This window comes from Streptomyces pacificus (genome assembly GCF_011766325.1).
Classification (GTDB): domain Bacteria; phylum Actinomycetota; class Actinomycetes; order Streptomycetales; family Streptomycetaceae; genus Streptomyces; species Streptomyces pacificus.
On the sequence record NZ_BLLG01000006.1, the window covers coordinates 61,148 to 86,593 of the forward strand.

At 69.6% G+C, this 25,446-nt stretch carries 23 protein-coding genes, 1 tRNA gene and 1 pseudogene; 19 read left to right on the forward strand and 6 right to left on the reverse strand.

Annotation, left to right across the window (positions count from 1 at the left end; all coding sequences use genetic code 11):
- Positions 1 to 238 precede the first annotated feature (238 nt).
- The 5 genes from SCWH03_RS12390 (at position 239) to SCWH03_RS12410 (ending at position 5,798) form a co-directional block, all read left to right on the forward strand.
- Positions 239 to 312: transfer RNA gene (locus tag SCWH03_RS12390), tRNA-Gly, on the forward strand.
- 1,136 nt (positions 313 to 1,448) lie between these two features.
- Entirely contained in the window at positions 1,449 to 1,871 is a 423-nt protein-coding gene (locus SCWH03_RS12395; RefSeq protein WP_173264243.1) for an ester cyclase, read from the forward strand.
- Between the two features lie 23 nt (positions 1,872 to 1,894).
- The gene (locus SCWH03_RS12400) at positions 1,895 to 2,671 is read left to right on the forward strand and encodes a thioesterase II family protein (RefSeq protein ID WP_254076711.1); all 777 of its coding nucleotides are present in this window, start codon (positions 1,895 to 1,897) and stop codon (positions 2,669 to 2,671) included.
- A complete protein-coding gene (locus SCWH03_RS12405) occupies positions 2,668 to 5,055 on the forward strand; it encodes a helix-turn-helix transcriptional regulator (protein WP_173264244.1) in 2,388 nt (795 codons plus the stop codon). The genes SCWH03_RS12400 and SCWH03_RS12405 overlap by 4 nt, the downstream gene beginning before the upstream one ends.
- The gene (locus SCWH03_RS12410; protein ID WP_173264245.1) at positions 5,052 to 5,798 is read left to right on the forward strand and encodes a 4'-phosphopantetheinyl transferase family protein; all 747 of its coding nucleotides are present in this window, start codon (positions 5,052 to 5,054) and stop codon (positions 5,796 to 5,798) included. Before SCWH03_RS12405 ends, SCWH03_RS12410 begins: the two co-directional genes overlap by 4 nt.
- Positions 5,799 to 5,814: 16 nt before the next feature.
- Here SCWH03_RS12410 and SCWH03_RS12415 read toward each other — a convergent pair whose 3' ends face one another.
- Together SCWH03_RS12415 and SCWH03_RS28990 are read right to left on the reverse strand one after the other, a co-directional pair.
- On the reverse strand, positions 5,815 to 6,312 hold the full coding sequence (locus SCWH03_RS12415; RefSeq protein WP_173264246.1) for a hypothetical protein: 498 nt from the start codon (positions 6,310 to 6,312) through the stop codon (positions 5,815 to 5,817).
- 67 nt (positions 6,313 to 6,379) lie between these two features.
- Positions 6,380 to 6,802: an FAD-dependent oxidoreductase gene (locus SCWH03_RS28990; protein ID WP_308788865.1), complete on the reverse strand. Its 423-nt coding sequence runs from the start codon at positions 6,800 to 6,802 to the stop codon at positions 6,380 to 6,382.
- On the opposite strand from SCWH03_RS28990, the pseudogene SCWH03_RS28995 reads away from it, so the two are divergent.
- Positions 6,770 to 7,213: pseudogene (locus SCWH03_RS28995) on the forward strand (transposase); the annotation flags it as partial. The gene SCWH03_RS28990 and the pseudogene SCWH03_RS28995 sit on opposite strands and share 33 nt — an antisense overlap.
- Before the next feature lie 84 nt (positions 7,214 to 7,297).
- Here the strand turns inward: SCWH03_RS28995 and SCWH03_RS12425 are convergent.
- The 3 genes from SCWH03_RS12425 to SCWH03_RS12435 are packed head-to-tail and all read right to left on the reverse strand — an operon-like array spanning position 7,298 to position 10,712.
- Positions 7,298 to 8,323 (reverse strand): 3-oxoacyl-ACP synthase III family protein, encoded by a 1,026-nt coding sequence (locus tag SCWH03_RS12425; RefSeq protein ID WP_173264248.1) that lies wholly within the window; start codon positions 8,321 to 8,323, stop codon positions 7,298 to 7,300.
- Complete coding sequence (locus SCWH03_RS12430; protein ID WP_173264249.1) at positions 8,320 to 8,991, reverse strand: SRPBCC family protein; 672 nt, start codon at positions 8,989 to 8,991, stop codon at positions 8,320 to 8,322. The genes SCWH03_RS12425 and SCWH03_RS12430 overlap by 4 nt, the downstream gene beginning before the upstream one ends.
- 29 nt (positions 8,992 to 9,020) lie before the next feature.
- Positions 9,021 to 10,712, reverse strand: a complete 1,692-nt coding sequence (locus SCWH03_RS12435) for a thiamine pyrophosphate-binding protein (protein WP_173264250.1) — start codon at positions 10,710 to 10,712, stop codon at positions 9,021 to 9,023.
- A 248-nt stretch (positions 10,713 to 10,960) separates the two neighbouring features.
- On the opposite strand from SCWH03_RS12435, the gene SCWH03_RS12440 reads away from it, so the two are divergent.
- The 13 genes from SCWH03_RS12440 (at position 10,961) to SCWH03_RS12500 (ending at position 23,854) form a co-directional block, all read left to right on the forward strand.
- Positions 10,961 to 11,212, forward strand: a complete 252-nt coding sequence (locus SCWH03_RS12440) for an acyl carrier protein (RefSeq protein ID WP_173264251.1) — start codon at positions 10,961 to 10,963, stop codon at positions 11,210 to 11,212.
- Entirely contained in the window at positions 11,209 to 12,105 is an 897-nt protein-coding gene (locus SCWH03_RS12445) for an SAM-dependent methyltransferase (protein WP_173264252.1), read from the forward strand. Before SCWH03_RS12440 ends, SCWH03_RS12445 begins: the two co-directional genes overlap by 4 nt.
- Positions 12,105 to 13,430 carry an NAD(P)/FAD-dependent oxidoreductase gene (locus tag SCWH03_RS12450; protein ID WP_173264253.1) on the forward strand — a complete coding sequence of 442 codons (1,326 nt, stop codon included), beginning with the start codon at positions 12,105 to 12,107 and terminating at the stop codon, positions 13,428 to 13,430. The genes SCWH03_RS12445 and SCWH03_RS12450 overlap by 1 nt, the downstream gene beginning before the upstream one ends.
- Positions 13,427 to 14,446, forward strand: a complete 1,020-nt coding sequence (locus SCWH03_RS12455) for an SDR family oxidoreductase (RefSeq protein WP_173264254.1) — start codon at positions 13,427 to 13,429, stop codon at positions 14,444 to 14,446. Before SCWH03_RS12450 ends, SCWH03_RS12455 begins: the two co-directional genes overlap by 4 nt.
- An 11-nt stretch (positions 14,447 to 14,457) precedes the next feature.
- Entirely contained in the window at positions 14,458 to 15,372 is a 915-nt protein-coding gene (locus tag SCWH03_RS12460) for an SDR family NAD(P)-dependent oxidoreductase (protein WP_173264255.1), read from the forward strand.
- Positions 15,373 to 15,445: 73 nt separating this feature from the next.
- Positions 15,446 to 16,915, forward strand: a complete 1,470-nt coding sequence (locus SCWH03_RS12465; protein ID WP_173264256.1) for an MFS transporter — start codon at positions 15,446 to 15,448, stop codon at positions 16,913 to 16,915.
- A 60-nt stretch (positions 16,916 to 16,975) separates the two neighbouring features.
- Entirely contained in the window at positions 16,976 to 17,986 is a 1,011-nt protein-coding gene (locus tag SCWH03_RS12470) for an acyl-CoA desaturase (RefSeq protein WP_173264257.1), read from the forward strand.
- Positions 17,987 to 17,988: 2 nt separating this feature from the next.
- Entirely contained in the window at positions 17,989 to 19,632 is a 1,644-nt protein-coding gene (locus tag SCWH03_RS12475) for an AMP-binding protein (protein WP_173264258.1), read from the forward strand.
- A 62-nt stretch (positions 19,633 to 19,694) separates the two neighbouring features.
- Positions 19,695 to 20,798, forward strand: a complete 1,104-nt coding sequence (locus SCWH03_RS29000; protein WP_254076713.1) for an RNA-guided endonuclease TnpB family protein — start codon at positions 19,695 to 19,697, stop codon at positions 20,796 to 20,798.
- A gap of 159 nt (positions 20,799 to 20,957) precedes the next feature.
- The gene (locus SCWH03_RS12485; protein WP_254076714.1) at positions 20,958 to 22,604 is read left to right on the forward strand and encodes a transposase; all 1,647 of its coding nucleotides are present in this window, start codon (positions 20,958 to 20,960) and stop codon (positions 22,602 to 22,604) included.
- Positions 22,601 to 22,750: a hypothetical protein gene (locus SCWH03_RS12490; RefSeq protein ID WP_173264260.1), complete on the forward strand. Its 150-nt coding sequence runs from the start codon at positions 22,601 to 22,603 to the stop codon at positions 22,748 to 22,750. The genes SCWH03_RS12485 and SCWH03_RS12490 overlap by 4 nt, the downstream gene beginning before the upstream one ends.
- Positions 22,751 to 22,815: 65 nt before the next feature.
- Entirely contained in the window at positions 22,816 to 23,457 is a 642-nt protein-coding gene (locus SCWH03_RS12495) for a hemerythrin domain-containing protein (protein WP_173264261.1), read from the forward strand.
- A 91-nt stretch (positions 23,458 to 23,548) separates the two neighbouring features.
- Positions 23,549 to 23,854, forward strand: a complete 306-nt coding sequence (locus SCWH03_RS12500) for a transposase (protein ID WP_254076715.1) — start codon at positions 23,549 to 23,551, stop codon at positions 23,852 to 23,854.
- A gap of 204 nt (positions 23,855 to 24,058) precedes the next feature.
- Here SCWH03_RS12500 and SCWH03_RS12505 read toward each other — a convergent pair whose 3' ends face one another.
- Complete coding sequence (locus SCWH03_RS12505) at positions 24,059 to 25,381, reverse strand: IS701 family transposase (protein ID WP_443098660.1); 1,323 nt, start codon at positions 25,379 to 25,381, stop codon at positions 24,059 to 24,061.
- Positions 25,382 to 25,446: the final 65 nt, after the last annotated feature.

Genomic DNA, 25,446 nt, shown 5'->3' on the forward strand with positions numbered 1-25,446 from the left:
CTCCGGCGTCCGCGCGACAGGGCTCCGCCCGCGCCGGGCGGGGCCTGGAGGGGCCGGGTCAGACCGGGAGGGGCCGCGCGAACCCGCCGCCGCGACGGCCGGCCGCGGGCGAATCGACGGCCCGGCATCCGCGGCGGCACCCGGGCCGAGAAATACAAGGACCCTCGGCGCACTGCACCGGGGGTCTTCAATGAGGTACAGTAAGCAACACTGCGGCAGTGATCAACCGAACTGCCACGCGGGTGTAGTTTAATGGTAGAACATGAGCTTCCCAAGCTCAGAGCGCGAGTTCGATTCTCGTCACCCGCTCCACGAGAAAGCCCCAGGCCAGCGGCCCGGGGCTTCGTCGTGTGCGCCCAGCATGGGCGATTGCTTGGGGGTGAAAGTCCCCTGGGGGAGGAGGTGGTGCTAACCCCGAGCCGGAGGCAAGGGCGCCACCGTGAGGTGGGGTCTGGAGGAAGCCCGAGGCGAGACCTGATGTGCCGGGCGGCCTCGGAGGCCGGGCTCGACCCCGACCGGCTCAGCCCCACCCGCACGCTGCGGATCGTGCGCCGCCGGATCGCCGATCCGGCGGCCGTTTCCCCCTGAGGACCTGGCTGCCGCCGTCACCGAGATCCAGCGGGAGATCACCCGCCAACGCCACCTCAACCCCCGGCGCCGCCACCGCAGTTACCCCCGCAAGGTCAAACGCGTACGACGCAGCCGATTCGCGGCCAAACGACCCGACGACCGCGGTGTCCGCCACGCTGGGCCACCCACCGTACGCCTGGTCAACCTGCCAGAGCAGGCCACCCGAACAGTTTGATCAACTTACGCTGCGTGGCATTGCGTCTGCCTCCCGGCCGCGCCGATGGCCACACGTCACCCGCGCGAGGGACAAGGCTGACGATTAGTCAGAACGTTGAAAGTCGAGGGGGACGCTTACGTGTTTAGGCCAAGATCGGAATCTCGGTTGCGCGGATGAGGGGGTGTAGCTTTGAATCATAGACGCGTAATGGCGGCTGGATAGCCGCATTGGTGCGGAGGTAGCGGAGCTTCCTGTTCCGCTTCCGGCGGATAGCCGGAAGCGGAAAGCGGGGGCCTATTTTGAGGCGGGATGCGACTGGCATGTTTGGTCAGACCTCTTGAATTCGCACGGTGATTCATAGATCTGAGTCGGCGGCTGTGTGCGGGGCAGGGGTGCAGGGCGGGCGGCAGGTATTCCCCAAAGCGTAAACTTCTGAAGCCAGTGTGCCCGTGGTCTCGTTCGCGAGTCGATGCAGAGCAGGGAAATAGCCAGCTGGACCAAAACTGATCAAGTGCTGAAGGTGCGGCTATAGTCTTCAGCGCCCAAGGAGCGGTGTTAGGGAAAGGCCCTCTACATCGCATCGTGTGGTGCGCAATGGGCGCGGTCCTGAAGCGGTGCGCTGGTCGGAACGCAAGACGGCAGGCAGCGGGGGGAAAGTGGTATGCGCACAAACAGCGATCATCAGGGATGTACCGGCCTGCGGAAACAGCGCGAAGACGTTGTCATCAAGCAGGTTGTTGCCATGGTATTGCGCTCGGTGGGCAGGTCCCGTGGCGTGTGCCGCATCGTGCCGTTCGGTGAGCAGCCGCTCGTTGGGGACGACGAGATCTGGCGCCACTTCGAGGGGATGCTCGCCGCGTTCCCGGAGCTTGAGCACGAGGTGCTATCGATCCATCACACCGCCGACGTGGTCATTCTGGAGGGTTGGTTCAACGGCACGCAGTCCGCCGACTGGCAGGGCATATCGAACCGGGGCCAGCGGATGCAGCTGCCCGTGACCGTGGTCTCTCAGTTCGATGGGAAGTCCCTCGTCGACGGGACGCTGTACTACGACCATACGGTCGCCGCCCGGCAGCTGATCTGATGCGCGGCCGGGGGACGTATGTGATGACGCCGTACCTGACGTGCTCGACGCCGCTGGAGCCCGGGGCTGAGCTGGACCTGTTCTGTCTGCCGTGCGCCGGTGGCGGGGCGTCCGCCTACGCCCGCTGGCAGGAGCGGCTCGACGCGAACGGTTCCGGGGTGCGGGTCTTGCCGATCCGTTTGCCCGGGCGTGAGGAGCGTGCCCACGAGCCACGGTTCGCTGAACTCGATGCGCTTGTAGCGGACTTGGACGAACACCTCGACGAGGTATTCACCCGGCCGTACGTCCTATACGGGCACAGCATGGGCGCGTTCATCGCGCATGCCCTCGCCCTCGCCCGGCAGCGGCGGGGTGCACCGCTGCAGCGGGCGCTCGTACTCAGCTCGCACCGCGCGCCGCACGTGCGACCGAGCCGGATCCTCGACCCGGACGCCGACGACGAGACGCTCGCCGCGAGCCTGGCCGACCTGGGGGGCATCCCCTGGGAGCTTGCCCGTCGGTCGCGGTTCCGTGCGGCGTACATGCCGCTGGTGCGAGACGATCTGCGGCTGTGCGCAGAGTGGGTGGAGCCGACAGGCATCGAGCCGCTGCGGGTGCCCCTGCACCTGTTCACCGGCGTGGACGACTATCTCGTGCCACTGCCGAAGATGGCGGCGTGGCGGGCGCACGGCGGGCGGGGCAGCGAGCTGAGAACCATGCCGGGCGGGCACTTCTTCGTCCGCTCGCACGCGGACGAGCTGCTGGGGCGGCTTGCCGAAGTGGTAGCACGGTACCGGACGTCCGGCGCGGCGACGACGTGAGGAGTACCAGCAGGCTTTCCACACAACGGCAGGGCGGCGCCGCGCCGCCCGACCTGGGCTTCGGCGAGATCTACGGGCGGGAGCGTGAACTGGTCCTGGTCCGAGAGTGGCTGGACCGGGCGCAGGGGCAGGAGCAGTCACGGCAGCTCACGCTGGCCGGCCCCGCCGGCGTGGGTAAGAGCCACTTGGCACACGTGGCCGTGACCGCCTGGGCCCGCGAGGCCGCCGGGCCGACGGCCGTGCTGTGGGCGGACCTCGCCGACGCGGCGGATGGCAGAGCGGTGTGGACACTGGTCGGTGCCGGTACCGCGCGCGAGGCCGCCGAGCGTGTCGGGGCGAGGGAGCTGCTGCTGATCCTGGACAACAGCGACCGGGTGGCGGCGGACATCGCCTTGGACATCGCTGCGCTGCTCCGGTCCTGCCCAAAGCTGCGAGTCCTCCTCACCAGCCGCGTCTGGCTGGACATCCGGGCCGAGCGAATCGTCCGTGTCGGCCCGCTGCCCACCGGGGCGGGGTCGCCCGCGGAGGCGATCTTCGCGGACCGGATGCGGCCGTACCACGGGGCGGGCCTGGACGGCGGCCCGGGGCAGTTGGCGGTGACCGATATCTGCCGCACGCTGGACGGGATTCCGCTGGCCATCGAGATGGCTGCGGAGGCAGCCGGCACAGAGGGCCCCCGCGCCCTGCTAGAGCGCCTCAAGCGCGGCGAGAGCCCGAACAGAAACCGCCCGCGCGACATACCGGAGCGGCACCGGAGCATGACCGACGCCCTGGCCTGGGCGTCCGGGACGCTGACCGAGAGCGACCTGTCGATGCTGCGCCACCTGTCGGTGTTCGAGACGTACATCGACCTGCCGACGGTACAGCGCGTGACGGGGCTCGACCACGCCGAGGCGGCGGCAGGGATCGACTCACTGGTCCAGAGGAGCCTGCTCCTGAGCGCCCCTGGCCAGGACGGCGACCCGGAATTCCGCCTCACTCACATGGCCCGCTGCCACCACGGGCGACCGGGGTCCGGCGCCGCGGATCTGGCTGGCGCCCTGGACCGCTATGCCGCCCACTGGTCCGCCTTCGCCGTCACCACGGCCACGGCCCTGCGAGCCGGTCGCCATGTCGATCAGGTTGTCCACACCGTCGCGGCCCACCTCCCCGACATCCTCAAAGCCACTCGCCACCTGGCCGAGCGGGGTGACCACATCGCCGTACTACGCCTCCTGAGCGCCCTGGAGGGGCCCCTGCTCTGGCAGAGGCTGGCCCCGGAGGCAGCGGACGCGATCGAGCGGGCTGCCGAAGCCTGGTCCGCCGCAGCGGCGCGGAACGCCGTCGAGGCGGAGGCGCGGGGCGCCGACGGAACGGGGGCGCAGGGCGGGGTCCTGGCCGAGGCGCAGGGCATCGACCGGGGCGACGGGCAGGGCGCGGTCGTGGTCGAGGCGCTGATCGTGGTGGTCCGCTGGGCACTCGGGCACGGTGACCACCGCCGAGCGCAGCGGGACCTCGACCGGGCGTCCGCCGCTGCGGCGGGGCTACCTGCGGTGCAGGCACAGGTGACGGCGTTCACCGGGGAGTTGCTGCGGAGTCGGGGCGAGTCGGCTGCCGCTGCCGTGCTGCTCTGCTCGGCCGTGCAACGGCTCGACGCCCACGAGGACCGCCGCACCGCCGCCCTGGCCCGGCGCGGCCAGGCCCTGCTCCGGGCCGACGGCGGTGACCCGGAGGCCGAGCAGCCTCTCCTCCGCGCCTTGGAGGACACCGCCGAGGACGCGGCTCTCCATGCCTCCCTTCTCACGGCACTCGCCCGCGTGCGGCGCGTGCTCGGGCGGAACCAGGAGGCGTATGAGAGTGCCTGCGAAGCCGCGCGCCTACTGGTGGGGGTCGCGGACCCTCACCAGGTCGCGGATGTGCTGGAGACCGTGGCCGTCACCTCCATCGGCGTGAGTGACGACGACGAGCAGCGTCACACCGCGGCCCGGGTACTCGTGTACGCGGAGGCCATTCGGAGGCGGTACGGTGCCGTCGCTGATGACGGCGTCACCATGCGGGTGCTCAAGGAGCAGCTGGCGGGGAGCGTCGACGCGGCCCTGCTGCGGCAGCTTCGGTTCGACGCCGAGGGGGTCTCACCGCACGACGCGCTGGTAGCAGCGCTGTTCGCGACGCCTTCCGCGTTCGAGCGGTCGCGTCCGAGGGCTGGGGAGGCGCCGTACGGGCTTACACCACGCCAGTACGAGGTCGCTCTGCTGGTCGCGGAGGGGCTGACCAACCGGCAGATCGCCCGCCGGCTGGGCATCTCGGAGTGGACGGTGACCAACCACCTGCGGGTGGTGATGCAGAAACTGGACTGCGCGTCACGGGTGCACGTCGTGCGGATGGTGCAGGGGAACACGGCGTGAGCGGGGGCCGGGCCGGCGTCCATGTGTGGGTCGGCCGAGTGCCGGAGGTCGCCTCGCGCGCCGACCTGGCCCTGTTGGACGCGCGGGAGGCCCGGCGCCTGGCCGCCTTCCAGGACCCGGTCGCGGGCGCGCGGTATGCGGGTGCCCGGGCCGCCGTACGACGGACCGTGGCCGCGTGGCTGGGAGTGGCGGCGCAGGACGTGGTCTTCGGCAATGACCCTTGTTCCGGGTGTGGCGACGACTGTCATGGCCCGCCCCGGCTGCTGCACCCCGTCAGCGACTGGCGGATCGGCGTGTCACGGTCGGATTCGTGGTGGGTGCTCGCGCTCTCGCCCGGCGTGCCGGTGGGCGTCGACATTGAGGCGCGGGGGCCGCACCAGGTGCCCGCCGTCGTACGGCGCTGTCTAAGCCCCGGCGAACGGGCTCATGTGCGCGATGCCCCCGTGGGCACCCGGCGGGACGACAGGCTGACTCGGTGTTGGGTCCGCAAGGAGGCCGTGGTCAAAGGGTGGGGTGTCGGGATCGGGACGGACCTCGCCCTGGTGGACGTGCAGCCCGGCCGCGTGCGGGCTGACGTGGTACGGCGAACGCCCCGGGGTGATGAGCCGTGGGAGGTGTTCGACCTCGCGGTGGGGCCCGCCTGCCTCGCCGCGCTCGCCCTGCCCTCCCGGTGCGGCCTGCCTGTCAGCACGCACCACGCGCCGGAGGCCCGGCCGCCTCAGGACGGCCGGGCCGACGAGTGACGCGACGGTCCCGGGGTCAGACGATGATCGGGCCCGGACTCTGCTGGGTGACGGCGTCGCAGGTGTTGGCGGTGCCGAGCACGTTCAAGTCGAGCGAGGCTTCGGTCGAGCCCGCTCCCGGGATGTAGGAATCGAGGCTCTCGCCCGCGGACACCACACCGGTCAGGGGGCCGATGGTGACAGGCTGGTCGGCCGCCGCCGCGTCGTTGGCGGTTCCGCTGAAGGCGACGGTGCCGCCCGCGGAGCGCTCAAGGCGAAGCGTTGCACTGATGGAGTCGGCCGGGATGTCCGCAGGGGCGACGCCGCCGCTGGTGGAGATCCGGACCGCGACGACACCATTGCCGGTGGACGCCTCGATCGTCAGGTCTGTGGTGCCGTACGGGCCGCAGTCGTAGGTCGCCGTCACCGTCTGGGAGGCCGCGGACTCGACCGCTGTGGCCGGCGCGGCGACGGCGAGGCCGCCCAGGAGGATTCCGGCCGCAGTGAGCGCGGTGACCGTCGATAACTTACGCACAGTCAACTCTCTTTCGTTGAAGGGTTAATGAGCTGGCCGCAAAGGGAATGGCCGATGCGGACCGCTGCTACCCGGTCACATGGGTGCCATGTGACCGGGGGTCCTGTGGGGTGACCGGCGGGTACCAGTCCGTGACGCCGTCGAAGCCGCGCAGCATCAGTGCGGGGACGACCTTGGACATGGCCCTGATCGCGCTGTCGCGGAGGGCGAGTCCGGCCGGGGAGCTCACGGACATCAACCGGGACGTCCGTTCCGCACGGCGGACGAGGGCCGTCGTACGAGGGCGGCGCTGATGTTCGTACCGGGCGAGCGCGGCCGTCAGGTCGGCTTCCGGCGCCGCGTGGTGGGTGAGCACCACGCTGTCCTCGGTCGCCATAGTGGCCCCTTGGCCGAGGGTCGGCACCATGGCGTGCGCGGCGTCCCCGAGGAGGACCGCGAGCCCGCTCTGGTAGCGCTTGAAACCCTGATGGAGGGCCGGCTTCGCGAGCATCCCGAGGCCAAGGTGATCACCAGCATGCCCGGGATCGGCGACATGCTGGGCGCCGAGTTCATCGCTGCCACGGGCGGCGACATGGCCGTCTTCGGCAGTCCTGACCGGCTCGCGGGCGTCGCTGGACTCGCCCCGGTCCCCCCGGGCTCGGGCAAGGTCAGCGGCAACCTCCGCCGGCCTCGCCGCTACAGCCGAAGACTCCTGCGGATGTTCTACCTTTCCGCCCAGGACGCCGCCATGCACTGCCCTATCTCCAAGGCGTTCTACCGGCGCAAGCGCGATGAAGGAAGGTCCCACAAGCAGGCGATCCTGGCCCTCGCCAGGCGTCTGCTGAACGTCCTCTGGGCCCTCATACGCGACGGCCGAACCTTCGACGCCCGCCTGCCGGGACCAGCTGCCGCCGCGGCGTGACGAAGCTCCCACGAGCCCCTCACAACGGCTTGACAGCATCATTGGGAACCTCCTTCGGTTGCCTGCCAGGCAAGTTGCCGTGCTCTACGCCCGGGCGCCTCCCGACCGCCAGCGCACCGCCGCGGCGCCCGCGAAGTCCCCGGCGTGGGCGAAGCCCGCCAGCGTGAGCAGGCTGTCGTCCTTGATCCGGCCCTCGCGGATGCCGTGATCCAGGGTAATGGGGACAGCAGCGCCGAAAAGGTTCCCGAAGCGGTCGAAGGTGTCCAGGTGACGCTCCGGGCCTATGGACAGCCGTTGCCGCCACTGATCCAGAAACATCCGGTTGGGCTGGTTGGTGATCAGCACGTCGATGTCGTCGGTCTTGAGGCCGAGCTCCTCGCACAGCCTCAGGACCACCTCGGGCACCAACCGATTGCCCCGCTCGACGATTTCCTTGACTCGGCCCGGCGTGAACCCGACGTGCATCTGACTGGTTCCTGCCTCCCAGTATTTGCGGCCGTCGTCCAGAGTCAGGCCGCAGTCCCGGGTGAACTCCCCGTAGTTGGCGGCCTTGATGCCGAGCACCGGTGACTCGGCGGAGGCCGCCACGAACGCCGCCCCGCAGCCGTCCCCGGGGATGACCGCCTCGGGGAGGCGGCGCACCTCGGACTGGGTCATCACGGGGCCCGCGCTGTTCTGCACGTTGAGCAGCAGCGCGGATGTGGCCTGGCCGGTGCCGATGAGGGCCCGCGCGAGCCGCAGCAGATGGACGAAGGAGGCGCAGCCCCCGTTGTGCGCGTCGATGACCCAGTCGGCCTTGATGTTGAGCCGGTGGGCGACCTCGGCACCGGGTCCGGTGAACGGGACCTCGGGCAGCAGCGTGTTGGTGATGACCGCGTCGACACCGCGCAGCGCGTCCTGCCCGATGCGTTCGGCGAGGGCGTGGGCGGCCTTCTCCATCATCTCGGTGGGCGTCTCGTCGCGGGGCACCTGGTGGCGGAAGCTGGGGGCCTTGAACATGGTGTGATCGGCGAGTGCGGCGTCCTCGTCCCGGTACCGCTGGAAGTACTCGGTGCCGACCGGTTCGCCCGGCAGGTAGGAGGCGAGTTCAAGAAGGCTGACGTCTCTCATGCGGTGGTGCCACCGTGGCGGTGTTCGAGGATCTTCTTCAGGTTATCGATCTCCGCCTGGTGGCCGGCGTAGAACAGGGGCCACATGTCGCCGACCCACGGGCGCTCGGGCGTGGTCGCCAGCTCCGGATGCGGGTTCTTGTCGTAGTAGGGGTGGCGGCAGTTGGTCCAGATGACGACCGAGCCGGGCTTGTCGAGGACGGTCTGGGCCGGGACGATCCGGTGGAGGTAGTTCATCCACAGTTCCTGGCCCTGGTCCCAGGCGCACCGCATGTCCACGGTCAGCGCGTTCGGGTCGCCGTCGATCCGCATGAAGATCTTGGTCTCGCTGTCGAGCAGGACGTCCCGGCCCTGGTAGACGCTGGGGACGTCGGTGGGCGCGAAGTCGCGGGTGCTGTACGTGTACTCGTTGAGGTTGCGGATGTCGGTGAGGTACTCGTAGACCGCCTGCGGCGGCGCGTCTATGTACTGGTGCACGGTGACAAACTGCCCGTACACCTCGTCGTAGGTGAAGCTCTCCTTCGTCATCTGCGCGGCGACGGCCATCGCCTGTTCGCGCGGCGTCGTTTCCCAGCGCAGCAGGTCGGGGACGTCCTTCACGCCGGCCGGGATCGGGTCGGGGGCGACGTAGCCGTGGAGAGGGGTCGGCTGGCTGGCGGAGGTGGTCATCCTGTTACTGCTCCTTCTCGGGCGGGTCGTTAGCGGCCGGTGGCCAGCGAGTGCTGCTGGAAGGGCCGGAACGGCGGTATTTCGTTGGGGTCGACGTCCACACAGATCAGCGCGGGCGAAGTGGTGGCGTGGGCGCGGTTCAGGGCCGCGCCCAGCTCTCCGGCGGTACGGACCGTCGCCGTGGCCAGGCCGGGGAACATGGCGGCGACGCCGTCGCCGATGCGGGCCGGGCGGAAAACGTTGTAGGAGTAGTCACCGGAGAAAAACAGCTGCTCCCGAGTGGCGCACATGCCGTGCGCGTTGTTGTTGAGCACGACGAACGTGACGGGCAGGTCGTGTTCGATGGCGGTGTGCACTTCCATGCCGTGCATGAAGAACGCCCCGTCGCCGGCGATGACGCAGGTGCGGCGGCCGGTCGCGAACGTGGCTCCGATCCCGGCCCCGAAGCTGTGCCCCATGCCGCCCATGCCGAGCGCGGCGATGAACCGGCCACCCGCGGGGACGTCGATGTGGTGGATCGCGACGGCCCCGGTGTTCCCCGCGTCGGCCACGACGTTCGCGCCGTGGGGCAGGGTGGACGCGACGACGAGTGCGGCGAGGCGCATGTCCAGCGGGGTGGCCGGCGGGAGTGTCCCCACGGTGGAGGGGCGCCGGGCCAGCGATGCCGGGGCCATACCCCCGTCCTTGTCCAGCTCATGGGCCAGCAGAGTCAGTTCCTGGGCCATCGGCCCCTTGAGCTGCACCAGTTCCTCGTGTGCGTCGAGGAAGGGATCGCGGGCGTCGACGCACACCACCGGTACGCCCTTTAGGCGGTCGTGCAGGCCCGCTCCAGCCATCTGGGGCAGACGTGTACCGGCCAGGAGAACGGCGGACGCGCGCTCCACTGCCTCCTGCACCTCGGCGGGGCCGATCACGCCGACCACGCCCAGGTGGCGAGGGTCGCGAGAGTCGAAGACGTCCTTGGCATCCGGGACGACGGCGACCTGGGCGTCCAGTGACCGTGCCAGGCGGGCCAGTTGGGAACGGGCATCGGCCCGGGCGACCAGCTCGCCGGCGATCACCACGACGCCGCCCTTGCGGCCTGACGCCACCCTCAGCAGGTCCGCTGCACGGGCGCGCCGGGTGCCTTCCGACAGCGGGGGTGCGGCCGGTTCGGCGGCCCCGGGCGAGTGCCACTGCGGGATCACGGCCTGCTGTACGTCCTTGGGCAGCAGGAGGACCGTGGGCCCGGGCGTCACAGGATCGGTCGCCGCGGCGAGGGCCCGCGGCAGTTCGTGGACGATTGATTCGGGATCGACCACGCGTACGCAGTGCACGGCCAACTCGGCGAACATCCGCGCGGCGTCGATCGATCCGGCCAGTCCACTGGTCTCCTGGAAGGAGCCGCGTCCGTCTAAACCGGTCTGCGGCTGCCCGATCAGTACGAGAGCCGGTACGTAGGAGGCCCTGAGCTCGGCGATGCCGGGTACCAGGTTCATCGCGCCGGCGCCCGAGGTGGAGGCGATCACGGGTACGCGCTGGGAGGCCCGGTGGTATCCGTCCGCCATGGTGGCCGCGGAGAACTCGTGCTTGGCCACGACGCCGTGCGGGCCGGCCTGCGCATGGTGCAGGGCGTCGTAGAGGTCCTCGATGTTGGCGCCGCCGACTCCGAACACATGGTCGACTCCCTGCCGGTGCAGGAACTCCACGATGAAGTCGACGACGCGGGGTGGATCCTTCATGGCCGTCCCCTCGTCAGACGGTAGTTCGGCCATTACAAGGCGCTCGCTGACCGGGAGCAAGTGACATGGTTATGTCAGAGGACAGGAACTGACCGGCTAGTTCTCACTAGCCGGGACTCGCCCGGGGGCGGTGATCTGCCATATGCGGTGGCGGACGACCGGCAGGGATCTGCCATGCAGGTCTGCCATGTGTTCCGTCACGCCGCGTCGTAGGTTCTCGGCCATCGACGAACGAAAGGCAAATCACCGTGATCACCGTCGCGACCGTCTGCTCCCTCATAGAGAAGAAGCTCGGCAGTAAGGCCGCGGGCCTGACCCTGGACGAGACCACGGCCTTCGACTCCGTCGGTCTGTCCAGCCTCCAGATCGCCGACATCGTCTACACCATCGAGGACGACGCCGAGATCGAGTTCGATCCGAGCCAGGCGGCCAACGTCAAGACCGTCGGTGACCTGGTCGCTCTGGTGGAGGCCACAAAGTCCGCCGGTGCGGCGGCATGACCGCCGCCCCCGTGTACCAGGGCGCCACCGCGGAGGCGATCAGGCACCACTACGACGTCTCCAACGACTTCTACGCCCTGTGGCTGGACAGCTCCCTCACCTACACCTGCGCCTTGTGGGACGACTCCGGCACCGGCCTGTCCGGTGTCGAGGAGACTCTGGAGAGCGCCCAGGCCCGCAAGCTGGACTACCTCATCGAGGGGGCCAAGGCGGCCGGCGCACGGAGCGTCCTGGACGTGGGCTGCGGCTGGGGAAGCCTGTTGAAGCGGCTGACCGGGATCTACGGCGTCGAGAACGCCGTCGGCCTCACTCTCAGCGACAGCCAGGCCAAACTGATGCGCGACGTCGCGCTGCCGGGTTCGGAGATCCGGGTGGAGAACTGGCGGGACCACCAGCCGGACGAGGGCTACGACGCGATCATCTCCATCGGCGCCTTCGAGCACTTCGCCACCACCGGTCTGTCCCGGGCGGAGCGGGTCTCCGCCTACCGGGAGTTCTTCGAGCAGTGCTCCGCATGGCTGCCGACGCGCGGCCGGATCGCCCTCCAGACCAACATCAAGGGCAACAACACCGTGATGGACAAGGCCACCGTGCGTGAGCTCATGTTCATCATCAACACCATCTTCCCGGAGTCGGAGATCCCGGCGCTCTCCGAGATCGTCGAGTCCTCGGAGAAGCTCTTCGACGTCGTCTCGCTGCGGAACGACCCGGACCACTACGCCCGCACATGTGCCGAATGGCTGCGTCGGCTTACAGCGAACCGCGAGTCGGCAGTACGGCTGGCGGGCGAGCAGAACGTCCTCAACTACGAGAAGTACCTGGGTGCGAGCGTCCGGCACTTCGAGAACCGGCACCTGGGGTTGTCGAGGATCATCCTCGAAAAGAGGCGGTAGTGGGTACAGGCAAGCACGTCGTCTACTGGCACGAGACCGAATCTGTCACCCCCGAACCGCCGCTGCGTGACACCACTGACTGCGATGTCGCCATCGTCGGCGGCGGATACACCGGCCTGTGGGCCGCTTACTTCCTCAAGGAGGCCGAGCCCGCGCTCGACATCCGCGTCGTCGAGGCCCAGCACTCCGGGTACGGGGCGTCCGGCCGCGCCGACGGATTCGTCACGCCGACCATCGGCAAGGACATCCAGGCACTGGTGCGGGAGTTCGGCACGCGTCGCGCCCTGGAGGCGTCGCAGGCCGTGGGGCGGTCCATTCTGGAAATCGGCCGATTCCTGCGCCGTAACGAGATCGATGCGGGATATGAGGCCAACGACTACCTGATGGTCGCTACCGGTACGGCCCAGCTGCGCCGGCTGCGCCAGGATCGGGAACTGGCATCCAGGATCGCCGGCAGGGAGCAGCCCGAGATCCTGACGGCCGCGCAGGCACAGGACGTCATCGGCTCCCCCGCCGTGCTGGGCGCTCTGCGGACCGGGGGAGCGCTGGTGAACCCGTTCAAGCTGGTCCGCGGTCTGGCGAAGGTCGTCAAGGAGCGCGGCGTCACCGTGTACGAGAACACACCCGTGCTGCGCGTGCTGCCCGGGGCATGCCCCACGGTCGTCACGCCCGGCGGCCGGGTGACCGCTGACAAGGTGATCATCGCGGCGAACGCGCACCAGTTCACGTTCGCGCCGTTCCGGAACAAGATGGTGCCGATCTGGAGCTACGCGATGGTGAGCGAGCCGCTCACCCAGGAGCAGCTCGACCGGGTCGCCTGGGCGGGCCGCGAGGGCATGGTTGAGGCGAAGACGTTCCTGACCTGTGCCCGGTTCACGGCCGACAACCGGCTGATGTTCGCCGGCGGCCCCGCCCTCTACTTCATGGGACGCGACATGCGCCGACGGAGGATGAACGACCAGCGCGCCTACCGGGCGCTGCGCGATGAGTTCCACCGATTCTTCCCGATGTGGGGCGATGTGGATTTCAGCTACGCCTACGGCGGCACCATCGACGTCACCCGGGACTACGCCCCGCACTTCGGGCGGCTCACAGGCACCGACGTCTTCTACGGCTATGGCTTCAACGGCAACGGTATCGCCGCCACCCACACCGGTGGAAAGGTGCTGCGCGACCTCGTTCTGGGCAAGGACTCCGAGTACACACGGCTGCTGTACGTCGATGACGAGCACCGCAAGCAGCGCAGCTTCCCGCCGGATCCGCTGCTGTACGTCGGCGCCCGCGCCACCACGAGGCTCATGGAGTGGAAAGAGTCCCGGGCATGACCGAACCGGCTTGCACCGTGCTGTTGACCGGTGCCTCCGGCGTCGTCGGCCAGGCCGTCCTACGGGAGGCACCCGGCCGGCCCGTCCGGATCGTCTCCATGGCCCGGCCGGGCGGCACCGCCCTGCCGCCCGGCCATGACGAGGTCTTGGGCGCCGACCTGACGCGGCCCCGCTTCGGCCTTGACGAGGACAGCTACGCGGCCCTGGCCCGTGACGTCGACACCGTCATCCACTCGGCTGGGCTGACCGAGTGGGGGCTGCCCTACGAGCGGTACAAGCCGGCCAACGTCGACGGGACCCGCCGTGTGATCGAGTTCGCCGAACACGCCTGCGCCACAGTCCACTTCATGAGCACCGCTTTCGTCGCCGCGCTCTTCACGGACGCCCCGCACCAGCTCAGCGACACCAACGTGACAATGAACTACGTCCGTTCCAAACTGCGCTCCGAGCAGATGCTGCGCGACAGCGGCGTCCGGTACACCGTGTTCCGGCCCACCAACCTGATCGGTGACTCGGCCACCGGCTGGACGTCGCGTGGCCAGATCGTGCAGCTGATGTCCGACTGGATCTGCCGTGGCCGGGCGCCGTTCATCCCCGTCCACCAGGGCAACCGGATCGATATCGTGCCGCAGGACCTGCTCGCGAAGGCCGTGTTGCGGGCTGTCGAACTGGGCGACGACGGGGGCTCGTTCTGGGTTACCTACGGCGACGAGGCCATGGACATGGAGCGGGCCGTCGAGATGTGCGTCAAGCACGCGTCCGCCCTCGGGCGGACCCTCGGCCCGATCCCGGTCACCGACCCGGACGCCCTCGACCCCGAGGCGCTGCTCCGGTTGCCTCCGCTGGCCCGCTCGTACCTGTCGGTGCTGCGGGATGTCAGTGAGGTGACGCGGTGCAGCGGTGGTGTTCTGCCGACGTCCATGCCCGAACTGCGCGCGCGGTACGACGTTCCGCACATCCAGGACACCGACGCCTACCTGCGGACGCTTGAGTACGCCTCCGCCCACCTCAGCTAGAGAGGACGCACGTGAACGAGGAGTGCAAGCCCCCCAGGCTCGATAGCGTCATCGCGGTGGTTACTGGTGCCAGCCGTGGCGTAGGCCGCGGCATAGCTCTGGCCCTCGGTGAGGCCGGGGCCACGGTGTACGTCACCGGGCGCAGCACCCGTGGCGAGGGCCGCACCGAGGGCCTGCCCGGCACGGTCGACGACACCGCGGACGAGGTCGGCGCCCGGGGCGGCACCGGCATCGCGGTGCGTTGCGACCACCGCTCGAACGCGGACAACCAGGCCCTCGCCGACCGGATCCGCGCCGAACACGGCGGCCTGGACCTGCTGGTGAACAACGCCTGGGCAGGGTACGAGCGCTCCGCCGACGTACGGTTCGACGCGCCGTACTGGGACCAGCCCATGTGGCGGTACGAGCTGTGCGAGGGGTCGCTGCGCGCCCAGTACGACATCACGCGGCTGCTGACCCCGATGATGTTCGAGCGGCCGAACGGGCTGATCGTCGGCATCGGCTTCACCGAGGGGGACACCTATCTCGGGCAGGCGGCGTACGACGTCTTCAAGGCCGCCAACGACCGGTTGAGCAAGGCGTTCGCGGCCGACCTGCGCAAGAAGAGGGTCGCGGCGCTCTCCCTGCACCCCGGCTTCGTCCGTACCGAGCGGGTCGAGGCAGCCTGGGACGCGCTGGGCGACGGCCCGGCCGCAGTGGCGCACTCCCCCGAGTACGTGGGCCGCGCCATCGCCCACCTGGCGGCCGACTCCACGGTGCGGGAACGGTCGGGCCAGGTCCTCACGGTCGGCGGTCTCGCCGACGAGTACGGCTTCACCGATGTCGACGGGCGGCGGCTGTCAGCCTTCCGGCTGGAGGGCCGGATGAGTCTTGCCACGCGGATGGACCGGCTGAACAGAGTCGTGGCGCGGGGGACCGCCTCCTGACCTGCCTGCGGGCCGCGCGCCACACAGCCACACAGCACGATCACCCCACGGGAAACAGCGAACAGGAGTAGGCATGGGCAGGGGAGCAGTCCCGTCCACTGCGGGCCGGACGACGGGAGCGACGGGCAAGGCGGCAGGCCTGGTGCTCGCCGTGACGTGCGGCGCACAGTTCATGGTCATCATCGACGACACCGTCGTCGCGATGGCGCTGCCGACGATCCGCACGGCATTGGACTTCGATCAGGCGTCGCTGGCCTGGGTCGTCGACGCGTACATGCTGCTGTTCGGTGGCTTCCTCGTGCTCGGTGGCCGGTGCGCGGACCTCTTCGGCCGACGCAAGGTGTTCCTCACCGGCCTCGGTGTCTTCACCGTGGCGTCGCTGGCCTGCGGTCTAGCCACCACGTCCGAGATGCTGATCGTCTCGCGAGGCGCTCAGGGCTTCGGCGCGGCACTGCTCAGTCCGGCCGCCCTGTCCATCCTGATCAACGTATTTACCGAGGCGAAGGAACGACGCAGGGCCCTCGGCGTGTGGGGCGGCCTCACCGGCATCTCCGGAGTCTCCGGTGTGCTTCTTGGCGGTGTCATCACCGACGCCATCGACTGGCGCTGGGTGTTCTTCATCAACATTCCGATCGGCATTCTGCTGTTCGCGCTCGTTCTGCGGCCCGCCTTGGCCGACCGGGTGGCTCCAGCCAAGGGGACGTCAACCGACACCACCGGCGCCTTGCTCATCACGTCCGCGCTGCTGCTGCTCGTCTACACCGTGATCAGTACCAGTCACCGCCCGTGGGGCTCCACCGCCACCATCGCCGGCCTCATCGGCTCCGTCCTGCTGCTGATCGGCTTCGTCTTCAGGGAGCTGCAGACCCCGCAGCCCTTGATTCGGCTGAGCATCTTCGCCAACCGGCAGATTGCCGCGGCGAACGTGATGATGCTGCTCACCGCATCCGGTCTGTACGGGATCTTCTTCTTCCTGACCCAGTACATGCAGCTCCTGCAGGGTTGGTCCCCCCTACGGGCCGGGCTTTCGTGGGCGCCGTTCGGCGTGACCATGGCCGTGTTCTCGGGTATCGCGATCCAACTCCTGCCGAAGCTCGGTAGCCGCGTCCTGTGCCTGCTCGGACTGGCCACGGCGACCGTCGGACTCGGCCTGCTGATGGGCGCGCCCGCCAAGGCCTCGTACGTTTCGGACATCCTGCCCACGCTGCTGCTGTGCGCCGCCGGATACGGGCTGGCGATGGTGCCGCTGGTGGTGGCCGCGGTGAGCGGCGTGGCCAAGTCGGACTCCGGAGCGGCCTCCGGGGTCCTCAACACGGGCCAGCAGATCGGTGGCGCCACCGGCCTCGCCGTGCTGGCCGCACTCGCCAGCAGCCGCCTGGACGACGAGATGGCCGCGGGCAAGGCGATGCCCGACGCCCTGCTGGCGAGTTTCCACTCGGCGTTCCTCGTTGGCACGGTGCTCAGTGCCTGCGCCGCCTTGCTCGCGCTGGTCCTGCCTGCTCTGCGCACGGAGTTCGACCCGGAGAGGACCTCGGGCGTCTGATACTCCCCGGACTGTCACGCCGGGTGCAATACCACCTGAATACTGAGGGGAAGAGGGGATATGGACGGCAGGGAACATCGCTGGTACATGCTCGCGGTATCCATGGTCCCACTGCTCGCACTCGGCGTCGCCATGGTGCTGGCATGGAACAGCGTCTTCGGATGGACCGATGTCCTGGTGACGGCCATCATGTACGTGATCTCCGGCATCGGTATCTCGACCGGCTATCACCGCATGCTGACGCATCGCGCGTTCGAGACGTACAAGCCGATCCGGGTGGGGCTCGCGACGGCCGGTGTGATGGCGGGCCAGGGGCCGCCGATCATCTGGGCGGCCCACCACCGCAAGCACCACCGGGTCGCCGACAAGGAGGGGGACCCGCACAGCCCGCACCTGGGCTTCGAGCCCGGTTTCAAAGGCGCTCTCGCCGGCATGTGGCATGCCCACCTCGGCTGGCTGTTCAACTCGAAGCTCAGCTCCGACCCGATCCGCTACTGCCCAGACCTGGTCCGGGAGAAGTCGCTCCGCCGGCTGAGCGAGAACTTCCTGGCCGTCGTCGCCGTCGGCATCCTGCTGCCCGGCCTGATCGCGTTCACGGTGACCGGCGGCTCCGTCCAGGCGCTGTTCACCGGCATCCTGTGGGGCGGCCTGGTCCGGATCTTCCTGATCAACCACATGACATACGCGGTCAACTCGATCGGCCACTACTTCGGCAGGCGCCGCTTCTCCACGACAGACGAGTCCCGGAACGTCGCATGGCTGGCCCTCCCCTCGTTCGGCGAGGCCTGGCACAACAACCACCACGCCTTCCCGCGGTCCGCCCGGCACGGTATGAAGTGGTATGAGGTCGACCTCTCCGCGATCTTCATCTGGAGCCTGGAGAAGACCCGGCTGGCCTGGAACATCATCCGGATCGACCCCGAGCGCATGACGATGCGGGAGGCCGGGATCAGCCGGGTGAGAGGCAGCATGCTCAGCCGGCAGGAGCTCCTGGTCAGCCAGCAGAAGATCGTCCCGATGGCGGAGCGGGCCCGCGGAGGCTCGGGCATCTCCCTCGTGGACGTGGAGTGAACATGGCGACCGACAGCGGACTGTGGGACCTGCTCCTGCGGGGCGAGTCCCACGGCACGCTTCACCACTGGGACGGCGACGGCTTCGCGCATCAGCCGTGGCACGAGGTCGTCGTACAAGCACACGGCATGGCGGCGACCCTGCGCGAGGCCGGCGTGCGGCCCGGCACCCGGGTCGCCACCGTCCTCACCAACTCGGCGCACACCGTTCGCGGGCTGCTCGCGGTCTGGCTGGCGGGGGGAGCCGTCGCCTCGTTCCCGCTGTCGGCCCGTGGGCAGTCCCCGGAGGAGTACGGCAACCAGCTGACCGTACTCAGCGAGCGCCTCGACCCGACCGTACTGCTCGTCGACGAGAGCCTGAAGCGCCTGGTCCCGGCCGGGCTCGCCGCCCGGCTGCCGATGCTCACGTGGACATCGTTGTACGGCGGAGGACGTATCGATCCGTCGCCGCCCGGTGACGAGGACACCGTGTTCATCCAGTATTCGTCCGGCAGCACGAGCCTGCCCAAGGGCTGCGAGCTGAGCGTCCGCGCCGTCGGCACCCATCTGCACATGCTGCGGGAGCTGTCGGACGGCCAGCCGGGGCAGGAGACCATCGCTTCCTGGCTGCCGCTCTCGCACGACATGGGCGTCTTCGGCACGATGCTGCACGCCTGGGCGTTCGATCACGACTTCGTCCTGTCGTCGCCCGAGCGCTTCGGCATGGCGCCGCGTACCTGGTTCCGGGACATGTCCGAGTTCGGCGCGACGATGACGGCCGGCACGAACACCGCCCTGCACCTGGCGACCCGGGCGCAGGGCCGAACGGCCCTGCCCAAGCCGCTGCGGCTGAAGGCGTTCGTGATGGGTGCCGAGCGGGTCGACTGGGACACCTTGAACGCCGCCGTGGAGACGTTCCGCCCCTCCGGCCTGGTCCCGGAGGCGTTCATGCCCGCGTACGGCATGGCCGAGGCGACGCTCGCCATCTCCAGCACGCCGCTGGGCGAGCGGCCATCGGCGCGTCACTTCGACGGCGCGGCCCTGCTCGACAACCGGATCGTGGAGGTCTCCGAGGACACGCCGGGCGCCACCCGGCTCGTGTCCAATGGGCCTCCCCTGCCCGGCGTCCGGGTACAGCAGGCCAGGACCGGCCGGGTGTCGGAGCTGTTGATCTCCACCCCCAGCTTGGCCAGCCGGTACCACGGAGACCCGCGGCGCACCGCCGAGCGGTTCCGCGACGGCGCACTGCACACCGGTGACCTGGGGTTCGTCCACGACGGTGAGGTGTTCGTCGTGGGCCGCGCCGACGACCTCATCTCGGTCGGCGGACGCAATGTCCACACCGGGGACATCGAGTCGGCGGTCGAGGGCCTTGGCACGGTCCGCAAGGGCTGCTCGGCGCTCGTCGAGATGACCGGCTCGCCGGTCTCCCGGCTGGTCATGCTCCTCGAACCGGCCCGCCGCAGTGATGACTTCCACGCGATCGCCAACCGAGCCGCCACGGTGGCCCTGGGGAAGTCGGGCATCGCCCTGTCCGAGTGCGTGTTCGTGGAGCGCGGCCATCTGCCCCGGACGCCCAGCGGCAAGATCCAGCGGTTCCGCTGCCGGAGCCTCCTCGGCCAGGACGACTCCCCGCTGAAGACCATCGCCCGCATCCGGCTCGACTGAGCCGGGCGGGCCGACCGGCCATACGCAGGGGCACGGCTGGCTCGCGACAGAAAGGATTCATCATGTCCCAGGGCCCGGCCCTGCCACCAGGCTTCTTCGCCGACACCGAGATCGCGGACGGTGAGGACCACCTGAGGCTCCACCTCAACGAGAACCCGTACCGTCCGCCCCCGGCACTGTCGACGCGGTGCACGACGAGTCGACGCGCCACCTCAACCGCTACCCGGACGCCGACTGTCGGCAGCTCCGCGAGGCCTCGGCAGCTCCGCGAGGCCCTCGCCGCCCACTTCGACGTCACCCCGGACATGGTCGCGGTCGGCAACGGGACCGACGAGCTGGTGCTGATGACGTCTCTTACCTTTCTCCGGGAACCCGGCGCGTCCGTCGTCACCACCGAGACGACCTTCCCCGGGTACGCGATGTCGGCCGCGTCCGTGGGCCGCACCCCGGTCACCCTGCCGCTGGACGGTGCCGGTCTGCCCGTCGAGGAGCTCGCCGACTGGTACGCCGGCTTCGTCGTGGCCGCGGTGACCGAGCCGCTGCCGGAGACCGGCGCGGTCATCGGCATCGACTGGGGCGTGAAGGAGACCGCGGCCACGACCTCCGACGCCCACGACCTGCCGCACGCCCGGCATGGCAGGACGGCCGCCCGGAAGCTCGCGCACTGTCAGCGGATGATGGCCCGGCGCCGCACCCCGAAGAACCGGCCCGGCACCAAGGGCTACAAGAAGGCGCGCCGGGCGGCGGCGAAGGTGTCGAAGAAGATCACACGGCAGCGGACCGACACCGGCCGCACATGGGCCAAATCGGTTGTCCGTGACTTCGATGCCCTGGCGGTGGAGGACTTCCGACCGAAGCTCCTCGCCAAGTCCACCATGGCCCGCAAGGCCGCCGACGCCGCCATCGGCGCCACCAAGACCGCACTGGTCGAGATGGCCCGCAAGCACGGCCGCACCGTGCACCTGGTCAACCCCGCGCACACCACGACGGACTGCGCGCACTGCGGGGCGAGAGCCAAGCACCGCATCCCCCTCTCCGAAAGAACGTATACGTGCACCGCGTGCGGAACCGTGTCCCCACGGGACAAGAACTCCGCCCGCGTCATGCTCGTCCGGGCTGGTCTCAACCCGGCTAGTGCCGATCTCGTAAGCCCTGCCCGTCGCTGACGGCCAGACAGAGTGAGCGAGGAACCCCCCTCGTTTACCACCCCGTTGCTGATCTCTCAAATCTCCTCTCACGCCTGGTGGGTGTGCGGGAGGGTGGAGAGAAGTCTCAGGATTGGTGGTGGTGTCCCGGTGTCGCTGGAGCCGTGGTCGGGTGGAGAAGTGCCGGAGCTGACGCGGCAGGTGGCTCGCGCGGCCTTCCCGAAGGGGTCGTTGGCCATCCGGCTGCGCGACAGTCTGGGGCAGGCCTTCGACGACGTTCTGTTCGTGGAGGCGTTCCCGTCTGATGGGCGGCCTGCTGCTTCGCCGGGCGTGCTGGCGATGGTGTCGGTGATGCAGTGCGCCGAGAGGTTGTCCGACCGGCAGGCCGCCGAGGCCGTGCGGGCGCCGATCGACTGGAAGTATCTGCTGGGCCTGGACCTCGACGACAGTGGCTTCGTTCACTCAATGCTGGCCCGGTTCCGGGCCCGGTTGGTCGCGCACGGTCTCGAAGAGCGTGTCCTGGACTCGGTGTTGGAGGCGGCTGCGGGCCAGGGGCTGCTGCGCCGGGGTGGGCGCCAGCGCACGGATACGACCCGGGTGGTCGCCGACGTCCGTCTGCTGAACCGGATGGAGTTCGTCGCCGAGACCCTGCGGGCCGCGCTGGAGGCGCTCGCCGCTGCCGCTCCGGACTGGCTGGAGCAGGCCCTGGCGGAACGGGAGACCGACTGGCTGGGCCGGTACGGACAGTGCGTGGACTCCTGGCACGGGCTGCCCGACGGCCAGGACCGTGACAGCTGGCTCCGCCAGGTCGGCGAGGACGGATTCCACCTGCTTTCGGCCGCCTGGCGGCCGGGTGCCCCCGACTGGCTGCACCGTATCCCCGCCCTTCAGACCCTGCGCCCGGCCTGGGTGCAGCAGTACCACCGCAACGAGGGCGGCGTGCGGGTGCGTGAGTGCGAGGACCTGCCGCCCGGACACCAGCGGCTGGCCAGCCCCTATGACACCGACGCCCGCTACGGCATCAAGAAGACCACCGGCTGGACGGGCTACTGCCTGCACCTGACCGAGACCTGCGACGACGACGCGCCCCGGCCGATCACGGACATCGCCACCACCAGCGCTGCCGACGGGGACGACAGCCAGGCCCTGCCCGGTATCCACACCCGCCTCGCCGGGCGGGAACTGCTGCCCGGCGAGCAGCTCGTCGACAGCGGTTACGTCACGGCCGGCACTCTGGTCGCTGCCCGCCAGGAGCACGGCATCGACCTCGTCGGCCCCGCCCGCCGAATCACCGGGGGCGACGGCCGCGAACGCTTCGGCCATGACGACTTCCAGACCGATGACGCACGGCGTCAGGCGGTCTGCCCGGCCGGGCAGACCAGCATCTCCTGGGCGAACACCCGCAGCAGCCGCCGCACCCGCGTCCCCCTGGTCCAGATCCGCTTCGACGCCGCGGCCTGCCATGACTGCCCGCTGCGCTCGCGCACCACAGCAGGCAACAGCAAGTGGGGACGGGCACTCACGTTGCGCGAACCCGCCCAGCGAGCCGCGCTCCAGCAGCGCCGCCGTGAGCAGGACACCGACGCCTGGCGGGCACGCTACCGCCCGCGGGGCGGGATCGAGGCGACGGTCTCCCAGATCGTCCACCGCACCGACGCACGCCCCAGCCGCACCGCACCCGCCACCCACCTGGGCCACTGCCTCGCAGCCACCGCCGTCAACCTCATCCGGATCGACACCTGGCAGCAAGGCCACCGCCCCGACCGCACCCGCACCCGCACCCGCACCAACCACTTATGCCACCTCCTCGCCCGACCCTCGAAATGAGAGATCAGCAACGGGGTCGTTTACGAGGGGGAGAAGTCAACGCCCGGTTCTCCGCCCAGGAGGTCCTTCCGCTGCAGACCGCCGAACGCTCCATCGCCGAACGGGAGGACACCGTCATCATGTCCCCGCCGGAGGACGCCTGGTGAAGCGCGCGCGGATACGATCGCGCCCTGCACGCCGGGCCCACGCTGATTCCTCAAGGAGTACCCGCATGTCCCAGTCCTTCGCCACCCTGCCCCCTGCCCACCAGACCATGCTGCTGGCCCACCGCGCGATGGTGCGCGACCTGGGCCGGGTCGCCCGCACCGCCGAGCGGCTGGCGCAGTCGCCCGACACCGAACGGGTCGTCGCGCTCCGGGAGTACATCGACAAGCTGTTCCAGCTGATCGAGCACCACCACGAGGGGGAGGACGAGTTCCTCTGGCCGCGACTTCGGCAGCTGGGAGCGGACGAGGAGGCTCTCACCCTGATGACCACCGAACACGACGAGTTGTCGAAGGTCCTGCACAGCTGGCATGACGTCAGCCGTCGGCTCGGTACGGACCCCGGCGTGGCGGCCGAGCTGGCGAAGCTGACGGAGGGGGTGCGCGATCAACTGGCGAAACACGCCGGGGACGAGGAGCGCGAGCTGTCTGGTCGGCTGGCGCCGGTGCTGGGCAAGCAGGTCTGGAAGGGGTTCGCGACGCACATGCGCAAGACGGCACCGAGCTGGACCCTGAAGTTCATGCCGGCCTGGCTGTCCTCCGTGGCCGGCGCCGGCGAGCGGGGCGGGGTGCCCGCCCCGCCGGTGGCGGCGCTGTTCAAGGGCTGGCTGGAGAAGCGGCAGCGGGCCGCGTTCGGCGAGAACTACTGAGCGGACCCCAGTGAGGGCATCACCGCTTCCCGTCCGTCTTGGCCATCCCCTCGTAGCGTGGAGTTCATGACTGCAGGGGAAGTTGGGATTCATGGGGTCCAAGAAGAAGCCGCCGTACGACGCCGAGTTCCGTGAAGGTGCGGTGCGCATCGTGGTCGAGACCGGGAGGCCGGCCGGGGAGGTCGCCGAGGAGGTCGCCGAGGAGCTCGGCATCACCCCGGGCACGCTGCACAGCTGGGTGTCGCGGTGGCGGTGGCGGTCGGGTGCGGGAGGCCGAGCGGGCCGAGCTGGAGCGGCTGCGCTGGGAGATCGGGGAGCAGAACAAGCGGATCCGGAGCTGGAGATGGAGCGTGATGTCTTCAAGCGATGCATGGGTGCGCCACGAAGTTCTTTGTGACCGAGTGGAGGTGAGATACCGCCACCGTCGGGCCGTCGCAGCGGTCCGATAGAAGCTGGGGGCAGCCTGATCCGGGGGACGCCGGGGAGGGTGGGAAGCAGCCCCGACAACGACGGGACGCGTCGGTACTGCCAGACGGCGCGATTCCGGCAAGAGAAGGCCAGAAGGTGTACGTGGCTCGACTTTCGCCGTTCTGACCGACCGTCATCCCAGGTCTGTGCGGGCTGCGGCCCATGCCTCCTGGACGGCGCGGATTTCGGTATCGGTGGGCTGACCGGCGTCGATGGGCATAAATCGGGCTGCGATGGTCGTCCGGCGGAGCTTGGCGGTCATGTCGGAGAACGCCGGGTGGGTCTTGGTGGTGTACCACGGGGCCCGTGCCCGGTGCTCGGCCGCGTCCTGGGGGTGGTGGCCGTGCAGCGTGTACCAGATGACGGTGATGGTGTAGCAGTACAGGCCGAAGGGCACGGTGCGCTCGACGGCGCGTCGGGTGCGGCTGCGCGCCTGGCCGACCCCGAGCACCTGACGCGCCTCGGCGAAGGTCACCTCGATGGACCACCGCCACGCGTACCGGATCACCAGGTCGGCGGCCTCGGTGGTCAGCTCGGTGCTGACCAGGGCCAGGTCGTAGCCGGTGTCGGTGGCGTCCTCACGCAGCAGGACCACCTTCACGGTGCGGGTGTGCAGCGACCCGTACCACAGGCAGGTGGTCTCGGCGGTGAACACAGTCTCGGTACGGCTGTAGCGGGTCACGGCCTGCGCGGTGAACGTCAGGGCGGCGGCCAGCTCGGCCGGGGTGCCGAGCCTGTCGCCCTTCAGGCGGGGCCGTCCGCGCCGTCCGGTGGGAGGCGGAGCGAGGTCGTAGAGGACGGCGTTCGCCGGCAGCCGGGTGGTGAAGGTGACCGATGGGGGCAGGTCACGCAGTGCCTTGCCGTGGTAGGCGGCATCCGCGACCACGTCGATGCGCCGGCCGAAGTGGCAGGCGGCCAGGAACCGGATCATGGATGCGGCCAGTTCGACCTTGGTCCGCTCGCCTTTGGGGCGGTGCAGCCGGGCGGCCACCGGCAGGCACACCGGACGGGCCAGGAACGGCAGGTCCACGACCAGGCCGAGGACGACGAAGCAGGTGCCGTAGCCGATCCCGTCCCGGCCCGCGGCGGAGCCGTCGTGCTGCCGGGCGGCGCCGAAGACCTTCTTCCCGCACCGTTTGAACAGCGTGTCGTCCACCACCACCGTCAGCGGACTGCCGTCGGGCACCAGTGAGCGCACCACCAGGTGGGACAGCGACGCACCCAGCGTCTGCGGGTCCCAGCTCGCGCGGGCGAAGAAGGAGTGCGCCCGGTCATGAGACCAGCAACGCGTCAAGTTCGCGCCCAGCAGCATCCCGGTGACCGTGCCCCGGCCGGTGTTCGCGACCAGCCCCGTGACCAGCGCGGCGAACGTGGAGAACGTCGGCGAGGTGAAACAGCCGCGCAAAACGCCCAACACAGCGAGCAGAGAGACGGGTACGGTCGCATCCGGAAGCATCGGCGGGTCCCTCACAGCAGGCGGCACAAGCACCGCCGATGCTTCCTTCGCGTCTGCCTCCCGGC